We start from the raw sequence: 18,401 nt of genomic DNA, 5'->3' as shown, positions 1-18,401 counted from the left end.
CCCGGATTGAAGGCAGGCCTTATGACGATCTATCTACTGCGTCCGCCAACATCTCAGCGGTAATAGCAGAGAGGGTCCAGCCCAGATGGCCGTGGCCTGTGTTGTAGAACACGGTAGGCAGGCGGCCCTGTCCGACTCGCGGCATCATGTTGGGCAGCATGGGGCGCAATCCGGCCCATGGCACAACACGCCGGGTACAGACCCCGGGGAAACACTGCTCCACCCAGCGGGTGAGCGGACGGATGCGGTCATCCTTGATATCGCGATTGTAGCCGCTGAATTCCGCGGTACCGGCCACACGGAAGCGGCCATCGCCGAGCCGGCTGGTGACGATCTTGGTGGCATCGTCCAGCAGACTGACCGTTGGCGCTGCTTTCTGAGAGGCCTCGTCGTCCAGCTCCACGGTAATGGAGTAGCCTTTGACCGGATAAATATTGACCCGGTCTCCCAGCTTCGACGCCAGCGCCCGGCTACCAACACCCGCACAGATCACCACGCCATCAAAAGTATCCCGTGATTGCTCTTCTCCATCGTGCACCGTCACCCAGGCACTGTTTTCGTCCGCACTCAGTTCAGTCACCGTGTGCCCGTAACAGGTCTTGACCCCAAGGCGCTGAATGGCGTCTGCCAGACCGTTGGTGAACTTATGGATATCGCCGGTTGAATCACTCTCCGTGAAAAAGCCGCCGTAATAGCTTCCTGCCAGGGTAGGCTCGATGGCTTTCATTTCTTCCGGTGTGACTGAGCGTCGCTCCAGCCCCCCAGCGGACAATAGCCGTGAGACTTTCGCGGCGTGATCAAAACCGGCCTTGTCCCGATAAATATGCAAAATGCCCTGCTTCTTGAGATCGAAATCAATCCCCTCTTCCTGCGCCCAGGCAAACAGGTGGTCCCGGGCAGCAATGGCCAAACGGGCGGTTTCGGTGGTGTTCTTCTCGTACTGGGGAATGGCAGCAATGAACTCGGCGAACCAGCTCAATTTATGCCAGGAAGGTTTGGGATTAACCAGTAACGGCGCATCTCTTCGGGACATCCATTTGATGCCTTTGACCACCGTCTGCCAGTTGTTCCAGACCTCCGCATTGGAGGCCGAAAGCTGACCACCGTTGGCGAAGGAGGTTTCCATTGCCGCATAACGGTGTTTCTCGTAAACAGTGACATCCAGCCCGCGCTTGGCAAGGGTGTAAGCCGTGGTAATACCTGTGATACCACCGCCAATAACAGCGATTCGCTTCATGATTATCTCTGTGCTCCGTGAGGCGTCCAGGGTTCCCTCTCTACCTGAATCAGTAGAAAGCACCCCTTCCGTCACGGGACCTGAGAGATTCACGGGCTGCTTCAGCGAAACCGGCCGTTTGCTCCTTCGGTGTGCCGACTGACGCAGTCGCCGACAGCTCTTCGGAAAGTCTTCACACCAGCGGTCCGTTTGCCTGAGAGTTTCCGGGGCAGTTGCTCCTTCGGCGCTGATCGCTTCACTGTGCGATTCAGTCTCTCCCGCTGACATGTTTGATCTGCAATCAGTGCTGATCAACAAAAATAAACATAGCAAATAACCGGGGCCCATGAAACCGGCCGCTCCACAGCTTTGCCTGGATCAGTTATTGTGGGAGGCATGAATCACGATGCCAAAACCCGCAAACACCTCCAGCGACAATTGGATCAGGCCCGCAGCTACCAGGAATGGTATGAGGCCGCCACCGCCCTGGACGACATGGACGGCCTGCTAGCCTGGCGCGAACAGGACGAAACCGGAATGCTGCACGGGAGCCTGATGCGGGAGCACATGGCCACCATGGAACGGTGCCGGCAAAACGGTGACCCCCGAAGACTGATCCGGGTACTGCAGGAAAGTCTCTATCGGCACCTTGGTGAACTTTCCAATCCGGACCTGTACGCCGCAGCGCGCAGCGGCACAAACCGTCTGGTGGGTGAATTTCTGGACGCCGTGGAGACCTCCATGGCGTTCGTTTGCGACCACCCTATTCCGGAAGTTACAACGGCCCGCAAGCTGAAGATGTTCCGTGACGCCGAACGTGTCTATGGCCGGCCAGCGCTGATGCTCAGTGGTGGCGCGGCTTTCGGCATTTACCATATTGGGGTCACCCGGGCGTTATGGCGCAACGACCTGCTGCCGGACGTGATTGCCGGTTCCAGCATGGGAGCGATCGTAGCGGGAGCCATTTGCTGCCGTGATGAACAGGAACTGACAAGCTTTTTTGAACACCCGGAACGCATCCATCGCCAAGCCTTCCGCTGGCTGGGTATCGCGGAGGCGCTGCGCAGAGGCCACGCCATGGACCCCAAACAATTGCAGGAACATGTGCAATACAACCTCGGCAGCGTCAGTTTCAGGGAAGCCTTTGAACACAGCAGCCGAACTCTGAATATTTCGGTCTCCCCCACCCGGACCCAGCAAAAGCCAAGATTGCTGAATTGGCTGTCCTCACCCGCGGTACTGGTAGATTCGGCGGTGATGGCCTCCTGTGCGGTGCCGGGCATTTATCCACCGGTTACGCTTCGGGCCCGGGACTCGGACGGCGGAAATGACAGCAGCGTACCTTACATGCCCAGCGAAAGCTGGATCGACGGCAGTGTGCATGGCGACCTGCCAATCATGAGGATGGCCCGCCTTCATAATGTGAACAAAACCATCGTGAGCCAGGCCAACCCCCACGTGGTGCCATTTATTACCCATCCTGAGGAACATGGCATAAAGGCCTGGGCCAAGCAGGCTGCAGTCTCGGTAGCCCACGGCCAGCTTGCTACGGCACTGAAATTTACTCGCCAGAGCCTTCAGCCAGGAATTTTCCGGCCCCTCGTGGAGCAGGCGTATGCCATGGCCAGCCAACGCTACCTAGGGGATATCAACATCCATTTCCCGCTCAAGCCGGCACTCTATGGCAAGGTTCTTTCGAATCCGGATGCTGACGACCTGGAGATGTATATCCGCCTTGGGGAACAGGCCACCTGGCCACGATTGGCCATGATCAACGATCAGACCCGAATCAGCCGGGCCTTTGATCGGTGCATTCGGCAGCTTGAAACGGATCTGGAAAAGGAAAGCAAGCAGGAGCCAGAGCACTGAATGAATCCAACTCCTACCCCTGCTCATACTCCCGAACCAGCTCCTGCAGAAAATACAGACCGGCGGAACTGAGGAAGCAGCGGCTGGCGCCGGAACGAAACAGCAGATTGCGTTTTTCCAGGTAATCCAGCGCTTCGGGCGCGCCTTTTTCGAATCGTGCAGCCCTGAGAATTTCCTGATATTCCTCATCGCCCGCCAAGTCGGTGAGGTCCTGCTCATTCAGCCCGGCGTCAGGGCGGCCAAGGTAATCCAGATCCCGGCCGCTGCGCGCGAAATAACGCCCGATGATCAGCAGTATCACCTGCACCCGGAAGGCGTTTTCATCGTGCTCTTCGCTCTCGTCGTCACTGCTTTCCTTGAGAAAGAAAAACGCGCCGGTCTCATTGAACACCAGTTCGCTGCCCAGGTGTTCGTAGAAGGTCCGGAAGTGAGACAGGTGGTTATACAGTAAGTTATAGAGCGGATTGGCGCGCAGCTCGGAGCGGTTGCTGTCCCACACATCACGCACAACGACCCGGCCGGCCTGGAATTCCCGGTAGATAGCGGCGCTGTGGGCAGGCAGAATCTGGTCGAAGGTGCTTGTGGTTGCGTCAGAGAATTCAGGCATGGTGTTGCTCTTGTTGATTGGCCGGCTCATCGGTTTCCAGACGACGCCTGCGGTAAACAAACTGCTCGCCGTCCGATGACTGCTCCAGGATTCTGAAACGGTTGGTGGTGACCACTTGCATGCCCTCCGGTGGCGAGTTCACCAGCCGGTTCAGGGCCGCCAGCAAATCCGGAAAACGGTAGCCGGGGATAAAGCCATCCAGGCGCCCGTGCAGCTCCCGCACCAGATCGGTGGTGGGCCGCAGCTCCAGGGTTTCCAGCCATTTGTAGAGTTGGTTGATGCGTTGAACATCAATGCGTGTAAGGCGGCCGCCTCCCTCTACTTCCTGCAGAACCGGCACCTCAGCTTTACGGCGAAGGTCGTTCAGCCGCAGTTCCAGTTCACTGAACAGCAACTGGTAGTAGCTGGACGAATTCCCGAAGGCGTAGTGTTTCGGGCGCTGCTGGCCACGCAAGCCCACCAGGAAGCCGGTACTGCGGGCAAAATCCCCACCCTCCAACCACTTTCTCTTGAGGCTGAGGGTCTCGGTTTCGCTCTTGAGTTCCTGCAGCTTGCCGTAGAAATGCTCCATGGCGTTGTACTGGACCATGCCCTGCCGGGTCTTGCGCAGGAAGTGTTCCACCTCCTGGGCCACCGCCTGAATGGGTTTGTACAAGGCGTTCAGGCTGATGGAGGAACGGAACAACTGGTCTGCAAGGCTGTGGTCGCCGTGGCCTTCCAGCAGCCGGACCATAGCCTCCAGGGTCTCGAACAGGTTGCTGCCATCAGGCAGCCGGGTATCCGGGTTCAGGAACACCAGGGTCGGCTTGATGTGGCGTTCGTACAGGGTAACGATCTGCTCAAACAGGTTCTGACGGAACTCCAGAAATTTCTCAGGCGCCCGACTGGCGTCGCCGGAAAGATCCGCAAGCTGGGCGCTGATGGTTTGCATGCGCAGGACATTCTGGCGCAGCAGGCCGATGAGTTGGCTCACCCGCTCGTTCAGGTCGTCCCGCAGTTCGGTGTAGTCCGGGTCCGCGTCGCTGAAGCTGCTGGTTTCCAGCCGATTGCGCACGTCCCGCAACGTAACCAGATGGCCCCGCAGACGGGCATCGGTCAGTTCCTGATACAAAGACGCATTGCAGGCCCGCATCAGGTTGATCAGCGCATCCTGGAACACCAGCCGCCGCTCGCCTTCGGCCTTGATGATGTCGATCACCAAACCACTTCGGAACAGATTGTCGGTATTCAAGGCCAGCCGCACCCGATCCCGGTCGGCCTTGCCGAGGGTGCCGGTATAGTCCATCACCTCGGTCACCAGATCACTCTCGCGAATATACCGGGCCTCGTTCCGGTCCATCCGCTCAATCATCCGGAACAGAATCTTCGGGTGCTCGAACAACAGCCGGGTGGTGTCCAGGGTGCTGAAGCGTTTACTCATCCGCCGGCTCCAGCAGGCTTTTCTGTGTCTGATCAGTCCAGTGGCTCAGGGGCTCGCCGTTGGTGAAACCCTCAGCCCCGCCCCAGAACACCAGGGTACGCTGCGGGCTGTAGGGTCGCGCGGTGCGCATCTGGCCGACTTCCAGGTGCCGGCCGATCAGGTAAATCACTTCCGCGCTGGCGCTGTGAGTGGCGGCGGAGAACAGATTGAAGCCCTGCTTGCGCAACCGTTCCAGCAGCGAGGGCATCTGGCTGATGTCCACGCTGGCCAGCTCGTCCAGCACCATGGGGAACGACAGCTGCACGCCGGGATACAGCACCCGTTTGAGCAACCGGTACACCAGTTCCAGATTGATCAGCGCCGTAGTGGAGGTGGACTGCCCCTTCTTATCCAGGTTAGCGGCGTTTTCCTTGCGGGTGCGGTAGGAAATACCGGTGATCACCTTGTCCATGGTCAGGCGTTTGCTACCGCCCTCCCCGAAAAAGTCCGCCACGAACACCCGCAGACGGTCGTAGAACGCATCGGACTGAAGCTGGTTGCCATACGGGTCGATGTTGTTGGCTTCTTCCACCAGATTGCGGAATTTCGGATCGGTGTGGATGTCGACGCGGATTTCCACCAGATCATTGATGCGCACGCCGTCCAGTTCGCGATTCAGCTGCGCCTCAAAACGGGCAATGTGTTCATGGTTGGATTTCAGGGCCTGCCGGTAGCTCGCCACGGTTTCATTGTGGATACCAACCTGCTGCTCCAGCACATTCCAGCGCTCGGCCATGCCGGCAAACAGATCCGACAGGCTCTTGAACGTTTCCCGGATAACCGATGACGCCGGGCTGTCTTTCTGCAACTCACCCTCGGCATCTTCATGAATGCCCAGATAAACGAACTGTCGCAGGTGGTCGAGGATACTGCGCCGACGCTCTTCCAGGTCGTCCAACTGGGTTTGCAGGTCGTCGAACGCGGCGACAGACACCTGCTCAATGGCCAGCGGCTGCTCGGCTTCCACCGCTTTCAGATGCGGGAAGCGATGCTCCACGGTCCCAACGCTCCGGCTGAGGCCCGCCAGTTCCCGCTCCCGCTCTTCGATACGCTCTTTCTCGGCCCTGGCTTTGGCAGCCTTATGCTGCACGGCATCCTGCTTCTCCTGTTCCAGCCGGGCCTGTTCTTCCAGCTTGGCCAACTGCTCCTCCGCCGCCTGTTTTTCCTCAGTGGCGTCCCGCAGGGTGGTGGCCGCGGCCGGGTAACGGCTGAGGGTATCCAGATCCTTTTCGATGGCGCGGATCTCTTTTTCGGTGCGCTCGATCAACCGTGGCCGGTCATGTTCCTGGTTGGCGGTGTCCGCCAGCTCGGCCCGCTCCTTTTCAAGGCCATGGAGCTCACCTTCAATATGCCGGCGCTGCTCTGCGAAGTCCGTCTGCCGGGCTGGCTGGGCCGGGTATTCGGCATCGAACCAGTCAAAGCCTTTATCCGTGGGCGCAAACAACCGGGCGAACGCTTCGATGGCCGCCTTGCTGTCGGCATCCAGATCCTGGCCCGGGCTGGCCATCACCAGCCGGGGGTCCACGGCCCGCAGCGGTGCCGCAGTGGCTTCGTCCAACTGGTTCTGCAGCTGCCAATGTTGCTTGCTTTCCCGATCTTTCAGGGATTCCAGCTTGCGCTCCAGTTCCTGTTTCTTTTTCTGAATCTGCTCCAGCCGGATTTCCGCCTGGGCGGCACTCTTGAGGGCAGCCAGATGCCCTTTTTTTCCTTCAAGTTCCTCTTTCTGGATGTCCTCGATTTCCTGCAGGGTATTGTCACCATACTGGGACACCAGTAGTTCGCCATCTTTCTGATTCTGCTCCGCCTGTTTGATCCGACGGTCGGCGGAACGGATCTCGCCTTTCAGGCCGCTGGCGTCCTGCTCCAGCTTTTTCAGCGTCTGCAGGACATGGCGCACGGTCTCGTTCTGCTCATTGAACGCCTCCACCGCGGCTTTCCGCCTGGAGCCAATGTCCTGCAGGGCATGGGTGACGCCATCCCGGAAAGCGGCGAAATCGTGCTGACTGCGAAGCAGGGTCTGGTAGGCCTGATAATCCCTTTGCAGCTTCTCGAACCGTGAACGCTCTTTTTCAATCTGGTTCAACTGGATTTGCTGTTGCTTCAGTTGATCGTGCCGGTTGAGAAACTCATCAATGTTGAAATCAAAGGCATCGTCGGCAAACTTCTTGTCCGCCTCGATAATGCTGGCTACCGCATTCGCCATGGCCTGATCGTCCGCCTTCATTTCAAACAGCAACAGGATCAGCGTGCGCAGAGACTGCACCCGGCGCTCGTCTGATTCACCCAAAGGCAGCACCGAATAACGCACGGCATCGGCGTTCATCAGCTCGCTGCTGTACAGCATCTGTTTGAGTTTGGCCGGGTCATTCACCAGCCTGGTATCTTTGGAGAACCTCTTCAGGGCCCCCGACAAACGGCTGAACGACAGCTCCGGTACCGCCTGCCCGATTCCGTCCTCATCATCTCCATTCCAGAACAGCGGCCGCAGCTGGTCGTAACCCACCGGCACGAAAGCGCGGCCATAGCTGAGCTGACTGGCACTGTCCCGGTACAGAATCTGGCAATGCACGCCGGCCGGGTTCTCGGCCTCCATGATCAGGAAGCTGAACTGGCTCGGAAAATAGTGCTGATAGCTTTCCTCGTTGGAGTAGAAGCTGCCGGCACTGGCATTGCGGAAAGCGAACTTCTTGCGGCTGTTCTTGAAATTGTTTTCCGGCAGCAGAAACAGGCGCAGGCTGTTTAACAGGCTGGACTTGCCCAGGTTGCCCGGGCCCAGGATCAGGCCATGGTTGTCCACCGGAATTTCCACGTAACAGAAGCCGGCGGAATCCACCAACACCAGACGGCGGATACCAAAATTGAAATTGCCTGGGCTCACCTGGGAGTCACTCATCCAGAATCATCTCCTGTTCCATGAATTTGCCGGTGGCCCGGAAGGCCTCTGCCAGGGACACAAAACCAAGCCCCTCTGCCAACGATATCGCCCTTGTGAATCGTTCGGTGGTGTCCGGTATATTGCGGAACCACGCCAGCCATGGTTGCCAGTCGGGCGGCTGCACAAACGTGGCTTTGTCACCGAGAGAGACAGCCATCGTCGAGAACATTTGCAGACCACCGGCATCATAATCGAATGCGCAGAATACGTCTTCGTAGCTCTTCAACCAGTCCAGAATCGCGCCCCGGGTAATACGGTTGCCACCGCCTAATACCACATCACAGTCCGCCAGATGCAACGCCCTCCCCAGCGCCTCACCGGCAAACTGAAGCATCTCTGGATATTGGTAGAAGTTACGCTCGTTCTCGACGACCAGTACGGAGCGTGCGCGCTGAAAACCGATATCAACAGAATCGCTTTCGATAACCACCACATCCGGCCGGCTGGATGCCAACCCCCGATGGTAAACCAGAAGAAAACTTACCTCAGTACCATGGCGATGGGAGTCACCTTTTTTAGCCGCGTCGATCCTGCTTACCGGAGCCTCCGCCACGTTCTGCAACTCTGCGAAAGCGGCTTCATCCTGAACGGTCACCAGCCACCGGTTGGCCTGGACTTTTTCAGTCACAAACATATCCCGGTGCCGCCGGCGAAACTGATCCGGAAGCTTCTTCAGGAAGGCTTCATAGTTAATGGGCTGGCCAAGGAGGATTTTTTGGAGGTAGTCGTTCAAGGGCGTACCGCTGTTACTCTGGAGCTGGTTTTTCGGTAATGTGTTTAGCCAAGAGTGTAACTCATACACGCCAGCAAAAGAGTCCAAATGGTTCTGGAAGTTACCCTCACGACGGTTTTCATAGCAGCGCTAATCACCGCCCTGACGACGGGGCTGGGTGCGCTGCCACTTGCGATTAGTGAAAAAGTCGATCAGAAATGGCTCAGCATCGGTGCTGCGATCGCAGCCGGCCTGATGCTTGCGGCAAGCCATAGTCTCATCGAAGAAGGCCTGACAAAGCAGGAATGGCTCACACTCGCTGGCATGGTTTCGGGCCTGGTGCTGGTCTACCTGGCCTACCGATGGATCGAGAAACAGGGAGCCCCGGACGTCAGTGCGTTACAGGGTGCTGACGCTAAAAAGGCATTGCTCATCGTTGGCGTTATGACTGCCCATTCCTTCGCAGAGGGCATCGGCGTCGGCGTTTCCTACGGTGGCAGTCGGGATCTCGGCGTTTTTATCACCGCCGCCATCGCCGTTCATAACATTCCGGAAGGTCTTGCCATTGCACTTATACTGGTACCAAGAGGCATGTCGGTCACAAAAGCGGCCGGCTGGAGTATTTTCAGCAGCTTGCCACAACCGCTGATGGCCATTCCGGCCTATCTGTTCGTAAGTACCTTCAAACCGGTGCTTCCCTTCGGCCTTGGTCTGGCCGCGGGTGCCATGATCTGGATGGTGTTTTCAGAGCTTCTGCCGGATGCCAACAAAAAGCTGGAGTCATCCTCCGTTGGTGTTGTCATTGTATTGGCGTTTCTGGGCATGATGGCTTTCCAAGTGGCCATCCGCTGACAGTAGACACACTCGATCGCGAGCCCGTTATTGCGGACAGCAGAACTTCATACATTTATGAACTATTGGAGGTAACTCCATGCAAAGACGGGATATTTCCGGAGACGCCACGCAACATCCGATACTTGTCTCGTTCAATTCAGAGGCAAGCCAGTTAACCTGGCAGCCCCTCGGTGACCGCGTGATGGGAGGGCAGTCTGACGGCACCGTTGATTGCGCTGAAGACAGCGTTGGGATCTTTCACGGCACTGTGCGACTGGATAACGGCGGCGGATTTGCCTCCGTTAAAGCGGACCTGCCGGAACCTTTTGAGGCCTCTCACTACACCGGCATCGAACTTCTTGCCCGGGGCGACGGCAAAACCTACAAGATCGGGCTTCGCAACAGCACGGACAGGCGCAGCATTGTGTACCAGCATGCGTTCACACCGGATACAGAAAACTGGAGCCGCATACGGCTTCCGTTCAGTGAATTCATGCCGACCTGGCGCGGCCGGACGGTGCCTGATGCAGAGCCATTGAACACCGCCCATTTGGCTTCCGCGAGCCTGTTTATCTCCGGGCGACAGCCTGGGGGGTTTGAGCTCAGGATGCGGGACTGGGTTTTATATTGAGCTGTGGGTGGTTCACTCTCCCTCCTCTGCCAGCATATTCATGATCAAGCGGATCATCACCCCGGTCACGAGCGAACAGCTCGGTCGCCTCACCCCGGGCCATTAACTCACTCTTCAGAGAATCGCGGCCTGACTGGAATTAACGCGATAGCCCACAGAAATAATCGCATCCAGATTGAAATACTCAACCTGATAGGTTTTGCCGTCCGCGGCAGTTGTTGCATTTTTTGCAACAACTGCCTCCCGGTCCAGCTCCGCGTCGCGGAATATGCTCTTCAAATGACGAGAAATTACCGATTTATCACGTCTAAAAACATCTGCCAGCTGCTGCAGGCTCAGCCAGACAGTTTCTTGATCAGCATCCAGGCGAACTTCCACTGCCCGATCGGCACTCTCATAGATAACGATAGGCGTATCGCTTTCTTCACTCATGGTATTTCTCCATCCTTGAAAATTCACTATCAGCCCCTGCTATACGACTAGTGGCTTCAACTATAAAATCGTCCATCAATTCCTTTCCGGAAGCTTCGTTAAGCTCTACTTTAAAGCTCTATAGCAGATTCGCAATTATGCAAAGAAAACGCCTTGGAGGTTAAGCCGATGACCAAACTCGCCCTGGTAACCGGTGCCAGCGCCGGCATAGGCAATGAGACCTGTGCCCTGTTTGCCCAAAAAGGCTACAGGGTGATCGCCCTGTCCCGACAGCCAACCGGCGTCGAGTCAGCCGATCGGGAGCTAGCGCTGGATCTTGAATCCTTTGAGCAGATTGAAGGGCTTGCGGGCGCTCTGGACACCGAAATCGCGGGTGCCGAGCGGGTTATTCTGGTCAACAACTCCGGTTACGGGCAATTCGGCGCGCTTCGCGACCTGTCCGAATCCATGTGGCAAAAGCAATTCAGCACCCACGTATTCGGCCCCATCAAGCTGGCTGCTGTCTGCCTGAGGCTCTGCGAACAACACGGAATACCCTTGCAGGTCATCGCGGTTAGCTCTGTTCTCTCCATCGCGCCCCAGAAAATGAAAGGCGCTTACTGTGCCGCCAAAGCCGCGATGAACACTGCCCATGAAAGCTTCTGGTTTGATGAACAAGGCAGCAAAAGCCTGGAAAGTGTCTCGCTGGTGCTCCCTGGCCCCGTGGTGACCCGGTTCAGAGAACATGCCCTGGCCGCTTTGCAGCCGTTGCTTGGCCGGGCAAGCGCCGTGCACCGAGAAAAGTACAAAGCAATGGAGGCAGCGCTCGCGCCAGGCGCCAGAATCAAGCCTTTTACAGCCAGTGCGTCGGACGTCGCGAAAAAGATTGTCAGGGCTGCAGAAGCGACACGACCAAAGCCTCGATATCTGGTTACACCCCAGACATACGCTGCCGAATTTATCACCCGGTTTATTCCCCGGTCGATCCAGAGAATCATCTTGAGATAAGCCGGGCCTTCTTCACCCGCCGGGCCCGCCTCAGTTCATCCTTCACGTATGCCCCAACGGCCTTGAGGATACCCAGGTCTGGATCAGCCTCTTGGTCATTCGCCAGCCGGAAAATCTGCTGGTAGTACCAGGCCTGGCCACCCAGCACGTTTATTATTTTGATTGGCATCAGCGGGCTTGCCGGCGAGAAAAACCCTCGCTGGGCAAGCTTGATGTGATCTTCATGACAAACGGTCTTATCGATGCGCCCTTCAAGCAGATCCCTCGGCGTATCTGGATCCGTGCAGAGGGGGCGGCCAAGGCCAATCACGTCGGTTTCGCCGCTGGCAATTGCCTCTTCCATAAACGAGCGCGTCCTGAATCCACCGGTGACCATCAGCGGGCAATCGCACACCTCACGAATCGTCTGGGCATAATCCAGGAAATAAGCCTCCCGCTTGCGAGTGCTGTCCCGCATGGCCGGTCCATCGCTCGCCGTTTCGGCATCACCACTGTACCCGAGCAGCCGCGGCTGTTCGTAGGTGCCGCCGGAAACCTCCAGCAGATCAATACCCTCCTCATTGAGCCAGCGCACCACGATCACAGACTCGTCGAGCGTAAAGCCGCCCTTACGGAAATCATCAGAATTCAGCTTTACCGCCACCGGAAACTCCGGCCCCACAGCGGCGCGAGTCACCCGCACCACCTCAAGCAGGAAACGGGCGCGATTTTCCAGCGACCCACCCCAGCGATCAGTGCGCTGGTTGGTGACCGGCGACAGAAAAGACGACAACAAATACCCATGAGCCCCGTGCACCTGAACACCGGTGAAACCCGCCTCTTTGGCAATCCGGGCCACATTGGCAAAGCGCTGGATAAAATCGAGGATCTCCGACTCCGTGAGTGCCCGTGGGCGGGCATAGTTGCCCATCAGCGATAGCTGCACCGCCGAAGGCCCCATCGGACGAGTGGTAACGTAACGCGGCGACTGCCGACCAGCATGGGAAATCTGCATCCACAAATGATTGCCGTTGCGGGTGCCCGCTTCGGCCCAGGCACGCAACTGCGCCATACCCTCCGGCTCGCCCTTCCCTTTTGTTAGATCTGGCGCAGGATCAATGGCCACGTTACCCGGCCGCTCGAGCACCCGGTGATCAATCATCACGTTGCCGGTAATCAAAAGCCCCGCCCCGCCATCGGACCAGCGCCGGTAAAGGGTTTCATGGCGGTGGGTGGCGTGGAGCTGGTCGTCTGCCAGCCCCTCGGTCATGGCAGCCTTGGCAATTCGGTTGGGCAGGATTGCACCGCAGGGAAGTTTCAGGGGTTGGGCGAGGGGCGATTGGGGCATGGCATCATCCTGATGGTTTGAATTTGTTGATTTTCGAATCATGATCTGAGGTTTCATTGCGCCCGTTCTATGGGAATCAATACTTCGTTCCGTCTCAGAAACCACGGAATGAACGGTGCGTTATAACGCGCCCATATCGGCTCTCCAGTTGCGATGTACCCCTTTTTATCAATCCACTTTTCCAGCTTGGATTTGTTCTTTTGGTAGCCTGACTCACTCCAAAACCCGGAGTATCGTATGGCTGCCATGGTCTGCTCCGGTACAGAACGTAAAGCGATCCGTTCGTCGTTGGGTTTCGGTATGCTGTCCATCGAAAACGACCTAGGCATCATGAAACTGACTACCCATTTACCACCAACCTGGGTCTGCCCTACCGGGGCTGTCGTGTCGATTTTCTGGCTCTCAGCCACCTGGCCAACAGGTGCCGTCATGGCAATTTCCTGCTGGGACTGGTTATTGCCGGAAATGTATTTAAACAAACGACCAAAAGCTTCACTGCCCGCGTTTTCAAATTCTGTCTCAACGACCGTCTCGGCAACAATCTGCGGCTCATAATGACGCACTTCCAGATTCTCCTCCTTCAGGAGTACTGTGTATTCCGCTTCTTCTGTCGCCATGGTGGTTGCCGGTATGAACATTGAACAAAGTGCGATAATTAGCGCTGCCTGCCGCTTAAGCATGACGTTTCCTTTCATATTTGCCTTCAGGCTCGAGGTCTACCTTGGCCGTTATGATACGCTCCCACTCTACCCGGGGTGCCCTAAACAAAGCACCGAGATGCCCCACCGAGGCTCCTCAGAAAAACTGGCCGTGAAAACCGATGCTACTAGCCCTGAAGCCGTCAAAGCGATGTTTGCAGAAGCACACGAATACTCGTACGAATCCTATATGAAAAAGGTAGATCCGCGATGGTAGTGCTTGCGGGAATAGATTTGGCGTGGCAAAGCACACTAAACCCAACAGCGATAGCCTTTGGCGAGCTTGAAGGTACTGTGCTTAAACTGACGGAGATAAAGGAACGAATTTTCAGTCCGCAGTCGGTATTAGCCGAGCTTCAATCCGCCCAGTCGCTCCAAGGCATTGCTATCGACGGCCCACTAATTATTAACAATGAGACTGGCCAGCGGGCCTGTGAGCGATCCCTGAGCCGAGAATATGGATCAAGACATGCTTCCTGCCATGCCTCAAATCTTACCCTCTATCCTAATGCGGATGGTGTTCGGATTTCCGCGGAACTGGAACAACGTGGTTTCAAACATTTGGGCCGACAAGGAGAAAAATGGCAACTAGAGTGTTACCCGCACCCTGCCATCATTGAGATTTTCCAACTTCCCGAACGACTCAAATACAAAAAAGGCAGAGTAGCGGCAAAGCGGGAGGGCCAGCGAACGCTTGCAGAATTGCTGCTTGGTCTAAAAGATACGGGCCCAATCGGCCTTACCATTCCAGATGACGTTCGCCACTTTTTCGACTCGAAACATATTGCCAGTCTTCGAGGCTGCGCGCTCAAACACAATGAAGATGTGCTTGATGCAGTAGTCTGCCTGTATATCGCAGCTCTTTATCAATCCGACCATCTTCAGAAGATCTTTGGCGATATTGAAGACGGCTATGTGGTCGTACCCGACTTCGCGGTTTAAACATCATTGCTGGACATCGACACAGGCCGCCCAAAACTATTCCTTTAATGTCGTCGCCTATTCATCTCAAATCCGCCACACAGGACTACTCTATAAGCGAAGGCATCTGTTTTTCCTGCTCCTTTTTTCGCTCGCGATTTCCTGAAAACAGTATTGCTTGGAGCAAACTTGTTAGTTTGATATCTTTCACGCGCGACAGCCTGGGACGCGCGCTTTTCTTCTCGCCTCTCCTCGGTCCTTTTAATCTGTTTCGCGAGGTGCTTGAGCATCGCCTTTGGGTGCTTGTATTTCGATAGTTGATACCTCAATTCAGCCATAGCATCTGGACGACCTTCTTTGGCCCCCTGCATCAAGACCACCAAATGGGAGTCAACATTTGAACTGTTTAATTGATTCGATTTCATCACTCATCCTCGATAGTTAATTCCGATTTAACAAGGTGAACAGCATCACTGAAAACCCCCTTACCGAGTTTCGATACTAGTAATCAAATCGGACAATCCGAGTCCGGAAATATGATGAATTGTGGCAGCACCCTTTCCACACGGAGATTGCCTCAGCAAGGGCGCCGAATGATTCAAACCATCCGCACTTAAAGGTTATAGTTCTGACTGAGGGCAAAATTCTGCCAAGCCAGGTCTGGAGGCAGTTTCTCACGCACATTTCACCGGGTGGTAGATAGTAGGTCTATGACGGAAGAACGCTGTCCATTTTGTAGCATTACCCAAGATCGCATCCTGCTGCAGAATGATAGTGGTTATCTCATTAATGATGGGTTTCCGATCTCACCTGGGCACAGCTTGGTTATCCCCAGCGACCACTATGCGAATTTCTTCGAAATTCCGGAAATCGTTCGCACTGACCTCTTCCGACTAGTAGATGAGGGCAAGAGATTGCTGGATAGCTCACTCGGCCCAGACGGCTACAACATCGGAATCAATTCGGGATTAGCGGCTGGCCAAACTGTGCCTCATCTTCATATCCACTTAATCCCCCGATTCAATGGGGACCAAAAAGACTCTCGAGGTGGTGTTCGCTGGATCTTCCCGGACAAGGCTAGGTATTGGAAATGAAACCGATGATGGCCTCTGCACTGAAAGCGGGAAGATAAATGAGCGCAATCAATCGCGAAATAGGCAAGAGAGTTGGTGAGTATCGTTACGTCCATGACTCTGCATTCCATGCGCTTGAACCAGAGATTCAGCAACGCATAGCTGATGCTGCCTCAAGAGCTTCCATTGTCATTGGAAAGAACTTCAACGTTGTGAAATTAAGTTCCCGAACAGATGACCTTACCCTTTTGAATTACCCAACTTTTTTCGAAGAGGCCTTCCCGATTCTTGAGCAGTCTTGGAAGTTTGACCTGGAGACTCTGGACTATCGTGACCGCGTTTACTCGGAATCACTAAACCCCCCGATTCTTCATCGAAAAGAACTCCTGCTGACACCTGATCACGATGAGATCCCGCGCTTTTCGGCTCTAACAAAAGAAGCTGAGAGCGTCGGTCTATTTGACGACACCAAGCGAATCGGCTTTCTACAGGAATGGGAACGTCTACTAAAAGACAAAGGCTATGAAGTAGTCGACCACTCACTGATCCCCATAGCTAACCAAAAAACAGACTCGCAGCTAGAACCGGTGGATGACGAATCGCAGCAGATCCACAGACATCTAACGGCGCTGACGAGAATCCAGATGTCCGCACCAATGCAAAGTCTGGCCCGTTACGGATATTTAGATGGTTCTAAGTCCATTTTCGATTATGGATGCGGCAAAGGTGGAGACCTACAGCTTCTGAAAGAAAACGATGTAAAAGCAGCGGGCTGGGACCCTTATTACGCGCCAAACGCAAAAAAAGAGCCTGCCAATATCGTCAATATGGGCTTCGTAATAAACGTTATCGAAGATGCAGAAGAACGCAGCGCTGCTCTTCAATCAGCATTTGACCTTGCAGAAGAATGTTTAGTCGTTTCTGCCATGCTTGAAAACGCTAATGCGCGGAGCGGCATGCCCTACAAAGACGGCGTTCGAACATCTAGGAACACCTTCCAAAAATACTTTTCCCAATCAGAACTCGCTGCATACATCGAGGCAACCCTTAGGACTGAGCCAGTCCCCATAGCACCTGGCGTTTTCTACACCTTTAAAACCTCTGAAGCCGAAGCAGATTTCTTTGATCGTAAAAACTCTCGGCGTCGCACCCCAATCAGTGCTGCGGTAAGGAGAAAAGTAGGACACTCACAACCTACTAGAACGAGAGTGTCCTCTTTCACACGAAAATATGAAAAAAACTCTGAGTTACTAGAGAGGTTGTGGTCCTTCTGGCTTGAACTGGGCAGAGAACCCAAACCAAACGAAGTCGACGACCTGGAGAAGATTCGAGATTGCTTAGGATCTTATCCCTCAGCCTTGAAAATACTCGTGACGCAAAAGGGTGAAGAAGGCGAAGCGATGCTGGAAAAAGCTCAACAGCAGCGCAATAGCGACCTGATTGTTCAATTCGCTGAACACAATTTCTATCGAAAGCCCCTACCTCGCCCTTTACCCGAGCGCCTAAAAGAGGATGTCAGGCATTTTTTCGGCAACCAGGCAAATGCGCTAGCGGTTGGAGAGGAGCACCTGGTTAGCATTTTGGACAAAGCAAGGATCCATTCAGAGTGCGCTGACTCAGCTCAGAGAGGTATCGGCTGGCTAGACGATAGTCACTCGCTTCAACTGCATACGGATTTGATCCCCAGGCTGCCTCCAACTCTGAGAATCTACATTACTTGTGCATCCAGTCTATATGGCGATCCAAACTCGGCTGATCTCGTTAAAATTCACATACGCTCAGGAAAATTGACGCTGATGAGTTTCGACGACTTCAACGGGAAGGCTATCCCCCGAATGTTGGAACGCACCAAAATTAACCTGATGAACCAGCGGGTTGACGTTTATCAGTACGGGGAAGAGTTCGAACCTCCCAACCTTTATCTGAAAAGCCGATACCTCCACGAGGACCAGGAGGGCTATTCTGAACAATTGCAGTTCGACGAAAAACTGGAGGAAATGCGAGTAGCGGATTTCAACGGCTTCGGTCCATCCCCACCTGATTTTGAGCAAATCCTCCAAGACAATCGGCTATCGATTTATGGTCACGCTTTGATAAGGAGCCGAGATATTCCATCGCTGGATAGCGCTTGTGCTGAATACTTTAAATATCGCGACTTTATTGAGTGTGGACAGACCCAGGAAGCACACCAGATTGGAAATTGCCCTAAACAACCGGAAACCTACACAGCTCTTTTCGACTTAGCAAAGAACCTGTTAGACCCGATTATTGACTACTTTGGAATGGTCCAGCTCACATATGGCTTCTGCTCTGCCGAATTGAACAAAAAAATCTCGAGCCGAATCGCACCCAAGCTCGACCAGCATGCCTCTCACGAGCTCAACAGACTGGGAAACCCTATCTGCGAAAGACTTGGTGCCGCAGTAGACTTCCTCGTCGAAGATGAGGATATGTTTGAGGTCAGCCAATGGATAGCGGAAAATCTCGAATTTGACAGACTTTATTTTTACGGCAAGGATCGCCCGATTCATTTGAGTTTTAGCGAGTCACCAACCCGGCAAGTGACCGTCATGGCGCGTGGCGGTATGGCCAAAAAGCTCCTCCCCAGGTCCTACTCCCGAGAAAAGTTTCTAGAGTTACAAACCACACCAATTTAGCAATTCCACTCGGCAGGATATTGACCTGGAAGTTTAATTTCGT

Annotated in this window: 16 protein-coding genes and 1 riboswitch; of the genes, 7 read left to right on the top strand and 9 right to left on the bottom strand. The window is 55.0% G+C overall.

Going from position 1 to position 18,401, the window contains the following annotated elements:
- Positions 1-19: 19 nt before the first annotated feature.
- Positions 20-1,237 (bottom strand): D-amino acid dehydrogenase, encoded by a 1,218-nt coding sequence (locus CLH62_RS00345; RefSeq protein WP_099616181.1) that lies wholly within the window; start codon positions 1,235-1,237, stop codon positions 20-22.
- 171 nt (positions 1,238-1,408) lie between these two features.
- Positions 1,409-1,507: riboswitch (glycine riboswitch) on the bottom strand.
- Positions 1,508-1,612: 105 nt separating this feature from the next.
- Here CLH62_RS00345 and CLH62_RS00340 point away from each other — a divergent pair.
- The gene (locus tag CLH62_RS00340; RefSeq protein ID WP_099616180.1) at positions 1,613-3,085 is read left to right on the top strand and encodes a DUF3336 domain-containing protein; all 1,473 of its coding nucleotides are present in this window, start codon (positions 1,613-1,615) and stop codon (positions 3,083-3,085) included.
- Positions 3,086-3,098: 13 nt separating this feature from the next.
- Here the strand turns inward: CLH62_RS00340 and CLH62_RS00335 are convergent, their stop codons facing one another.
- Genes CLH62_RS00335 through CLH62_RS00320 form a run of 4 tightly spaced genes read right to left on the bottom strand, consistent with a single transcriptional unit; the run spans position 3,099 to position 8,819 of the window.
- On the bottom strand, positions 3,099-3,692 hold the full coding sequence (locus tag CLH62_RS00335; RefSeq protein ID WP_099616179.1) for a condensin complex protein MksE: 594 nt from the start codon (positions 3,690-3,692) through the stop codon (positions 3,099-3,101).
- Entirely contained in the window at positions 3,685-5,112 is a 1,428-nt protein-coding gene (locus CLH62_RS00330) for a hypothetical protein (RefSeq protein ID WP_099616178.1), read from the bottom strand. The genes CLH62_RS00335 and CLH62_RS00330 overlap by 8 nt, the downstream gene beginning before the upstream one ends.
- Complete coding sequence (locus tag CLH62_RS00325; protein ID WP_099616177.1) at positions 5,105-8,044, bottom strand: coiled-coil domain-containing protein; 2,940 nt, start codon at positions 8,042-8,044, stop codon at positions 5,105-5,107. Before CLH62_RS00325 ends, CLH62_RS00330 begins: the two co-directional genes overlap by 8 nt.
- Positions 8,037-8,819 (bottom strand): hypothetical protein, encoded by a 783-nt coding sequence (locus CLH62_RS00320; protein ID WP_099616176.1) that lies wholly within the window; start codon positions 8,817-8,819, stop codon positions 8,037-8,039. The genes CLH62_RS00325 and CLH62_RS00320 overlap by 8 nt, the downstream gene beginning before the upstream one ends.
- Positions 8,820-8,906: 87 nt before the next feature.
- On the opposite strand from CLH62_RS00320, the gene CLH62_RS00315 reads away from it, so the two are divergent.
- On the top strand, positions 8,907-9,650 hold the full coding sequence (locus CLH62_RS00315) for a ZIP family metal transporter (RefSeq protein ID WP_099616175.1): 744 nt from the start codon (positions 8,907-8,909) through the stop codon (positions 9,648-9,650).
- A 79-nt stretch (positions 9,651-9,729) separates the two neighbouring features.
- Positions 9,730-10,263 (top strand): CIA30 family protein, encoded by a 534-nt coding sequence (locus CLH62_RS00310; RefSeq protein ID WP_099616174.1) that lies wholly within the window; start codon positions 9,730-9,732, stop codon positions 10,261-10,263.
- Positions 10,264-10,377: 114 nt separating this feature from the next.
- Here CLH62_RS00310 and rhuM read toward each other — a convergent pair whose 3' ends face one another.
- Positions 10,378-10,695 carry a RhuM family protein gene (gene rhuM / locus CLH62_RS00305; protein WP_099616173.1) on the bottom strand — a complete coding sequence of 106 codons (318 nt, stop codon included), beginning with the start codon at positions 10,693-10,695 and terminating at the stop codon, positions 10,378-10,380.
- Positions 10,696-10,863: 168 nt separating this feature from the next.
- Here rhuM and CLH62_RS00300 point away from each other — a divergent pair, with 168 nt between their 5' ends.
- Complete coding sequence (locus CLH62_RS00300; protein WP_099617567.1) at positions 10,864-11,682, top strand: SDR family NAD(P)-dependent oxidoreductase; 819 nt, start codon at positions 10,864-10,866, stop codon at positions 11,680-11,682.
- Here the strand turns inward: CLH62_RS00300 and CLH62_RS00295 are convergent.
- On the bottom strand, positions 11,669-13,009 hold the full coding sequence (locus CLH62_RS00295) for an NADH:flavin oxidoreductase/NADH oxidase family protein (protein ID WP_099617568.1): 1,341 nt from the start codon (positions 13,007-13,009) through the stop codon (positions 11,669-11,671). The two genes, CLH62_RS00300 and CLH62_RS00295, sit on opposite strands and share 14 nt — an antisense overlap.
- A gap of 53 nt (positions 13,010-13,062) precedes the next feature.
- A complete protein-coding gene (locus CLH62_RS00290) occupies positions 13,063-13,689 on the bottom strand; it encodes an SOUL family heme-binding protein (protein ID WP_211285609.1) in 627 nt (208 codons plus the stop codon).
- 228 nt (positions 13,690-13,917) lie between these two features.
- Here CLH62_RS00290 and CLH62_RS00280 point away from each other — a divergent pair, with 228 nt between their 5' ends.
- Positions 13,918-14,649, top strand: coding sequence for a DUF429 domain-containing protein (locus CLH62_RS00280; protein WP_099616170.1), 732 nt, complete (start codon positions 13,918-13,920; stop codon positions 14,647-14,649).
- A gap of 44 nt (positions 14,650-14,693) precedes the next feature.
- Here CLH62_RS00280 and CLH62_RS00275 read toward each other — a convergent pair whose 3' ends face one another.
- Positions 14,694-15,053 (bottom strand): hypothetical protein, encoded by a 360-nt coding sequence (locus tag CLH62_RS00275; protein ID WP_099616169.1) that lies wholly within the window; start codon positions 15,051-15,053, stop codon positions 14,694-14,696.
- Positions 15,054-15,338: 285 nt separating this feature from the next.
- Here CLH62_RS00275 and CLH62_RS00270 point away from each other — a divergent pair, with 285 nt between their 5' ends.
- Together CLH62_RS00270 and CLH62_RS00265 are read left to right on the top strand one after the other, a co-directional pair.
- Positions 15,339-15,722, top strand: coding sequence for an HIT family protein (locus CLH62_RS00270; RefSeq protein ID WP_099616168.1), 384 nt, complete (start codon positions 15,339-15,341; stop codon positions 15,720-15,722).
- Positions 15,723-15,760: 38 nt separating this feature from the next.
- On the top strand, positions 15,761-18,358 hold the full coding sequence (locus CLH62_RS00265) for a DNA phosphorothioation-associated putative methyltransferase (RefSeq protein ID WP_099616167.1): 2,598 nt from the start codon (positions 15,761-15,763) through the stop codon (positions 18,356-18,358).
- The last annotated feature ends 43 nt before the right edge of the window (positions 18,359-18,401 follow it).

Source organism: Marinobacter guineae (assembly GCF_002744735.1).
GTDB classification, from domain to species: domain Bacteria; phylum Pseudomonadota; class Gammaproteobacteria; order Pseudomonadales; family Oleiphilaceae; genus Marinobacter; species Marinobacter guineae.
Note: the sequence above shows the minus strand (reverse complement) of the source record. Positions and strands in the feature narration are given on the sequence as shown.

What these genes read in the sequence shown, in the direction of transcription:
- CLH62_RS00345 (WP_099616181.1), bottom strand. Translation starts at nt 1,237, where the DNA reads ATGAAGCGAATCGCTGTTATTGGCGGTGGTATCACAGGTATTACCACG.
- CLH62_RS00340 (WP_099616180.1), top strand. Translation starts at nt 1,613, where the DNA reads ATGAATCACGATGCCAAAACCCGCAAACACCTCCAGCGACAATTGGAT.
- CLH62_RS00335 (WP_099616179.1), bottom strand. Translation starts at nt 3,692, where the DNA reads ATGCCTGAATTCTCTGACGCAACCACAAGCACCTTCGACCAGATTCTG.
- CLH62_RS00330 (WP_099616178.1), bottom strand. Translation starts at nt 5,112, where the DNA reads ATGAGTAAACGCTTCAGCACCCTGGACACCACCCGGCTGTTGTTCGAG.
- CLH62_RS00325 (WP_099616177.1), bottom strand. Translation starts at nt 8,044, where the DNA reads ATGAGTGACTCCCAGGTGAGCCCAGGCAATTTCAATTTTGGTATCCGC.
- CLH62_RS00315 (WP_099616175.1), top strand. Translation starts at nt 8,907, where the DNA reads ATGGTTCTGGAAGTTACCCTCACGACGGTTTTCATAGCAGCGCTAATC.
- CLH62_RS00310 (WP_099616174.1), top strand. Translation starts at nt 9,730, where the DNA reads ATGCAAAGACGGGATATTTCCGGAGACGCCACGCAACATCCGATACTT.
- rhuM (WP_099616173.1), bottom strand. Translation starts at nt 10,695, where the DNA reads ATGAGTGAAGAAAGCGATACGCCTATCGTTATCTATGAGAGTGCCGAT.
- CLH62_RS00300 (WP_099617567.1), top strand. Translation starts at nt 10,864, where the DNA reads ATGACCAAACTCGCCCTGGTAACCGGTGCCAGCGCCGGCATAGGCAAT.
- CLH62_RS00295 (WP_099617568.1), bottom strand. Translation starts at nt 13,009, where the DNA reads ATGCCCCAATCGCCCCTCGCCCAACCCCTGAAACTTCCCTGCGGTGCA.
- CLH62_RS00290 (WP_211285609.1), bottom strand. Translation starts at nt 13,689, where the DNA reads ATGCTTAAGCGGCAGGCAGCGCTAATTATCGCACTTTGTTCAATGTTC.
- CLH62_RS00280 (WP_099616170.1), top strand. Translation starts at nt 13,918, where the DNA reads ATGGTAGTGCTTGCGGGAATAGATTTGGCGTGGCAAAGCACACTAAAC.
- CLH62_RS00275 (WP_099616169.1), bottom strand. Translation starts at nt 15,053, where the DNA reads ATGAAATCGAATCAATTAAACAGTTCAAATGTTGACTCCCATTTGGTG.
- CLH62_RS00270 (WP_099616168.1), top strand. Translation starts at nt 15,339, where the DNA reads ATGACGGAAGAACGCTGTCCATTTTGTAGCATTACCCAAGATCGCATC.
- CLH62_RS00265 (WP_099616167.1), top strand. Translation starts at nt 15,761, where the DNA reads ATGAGCGCAATCAATCGCGAAATAGGCAAGAGAGTTGGTGAGTATCGT.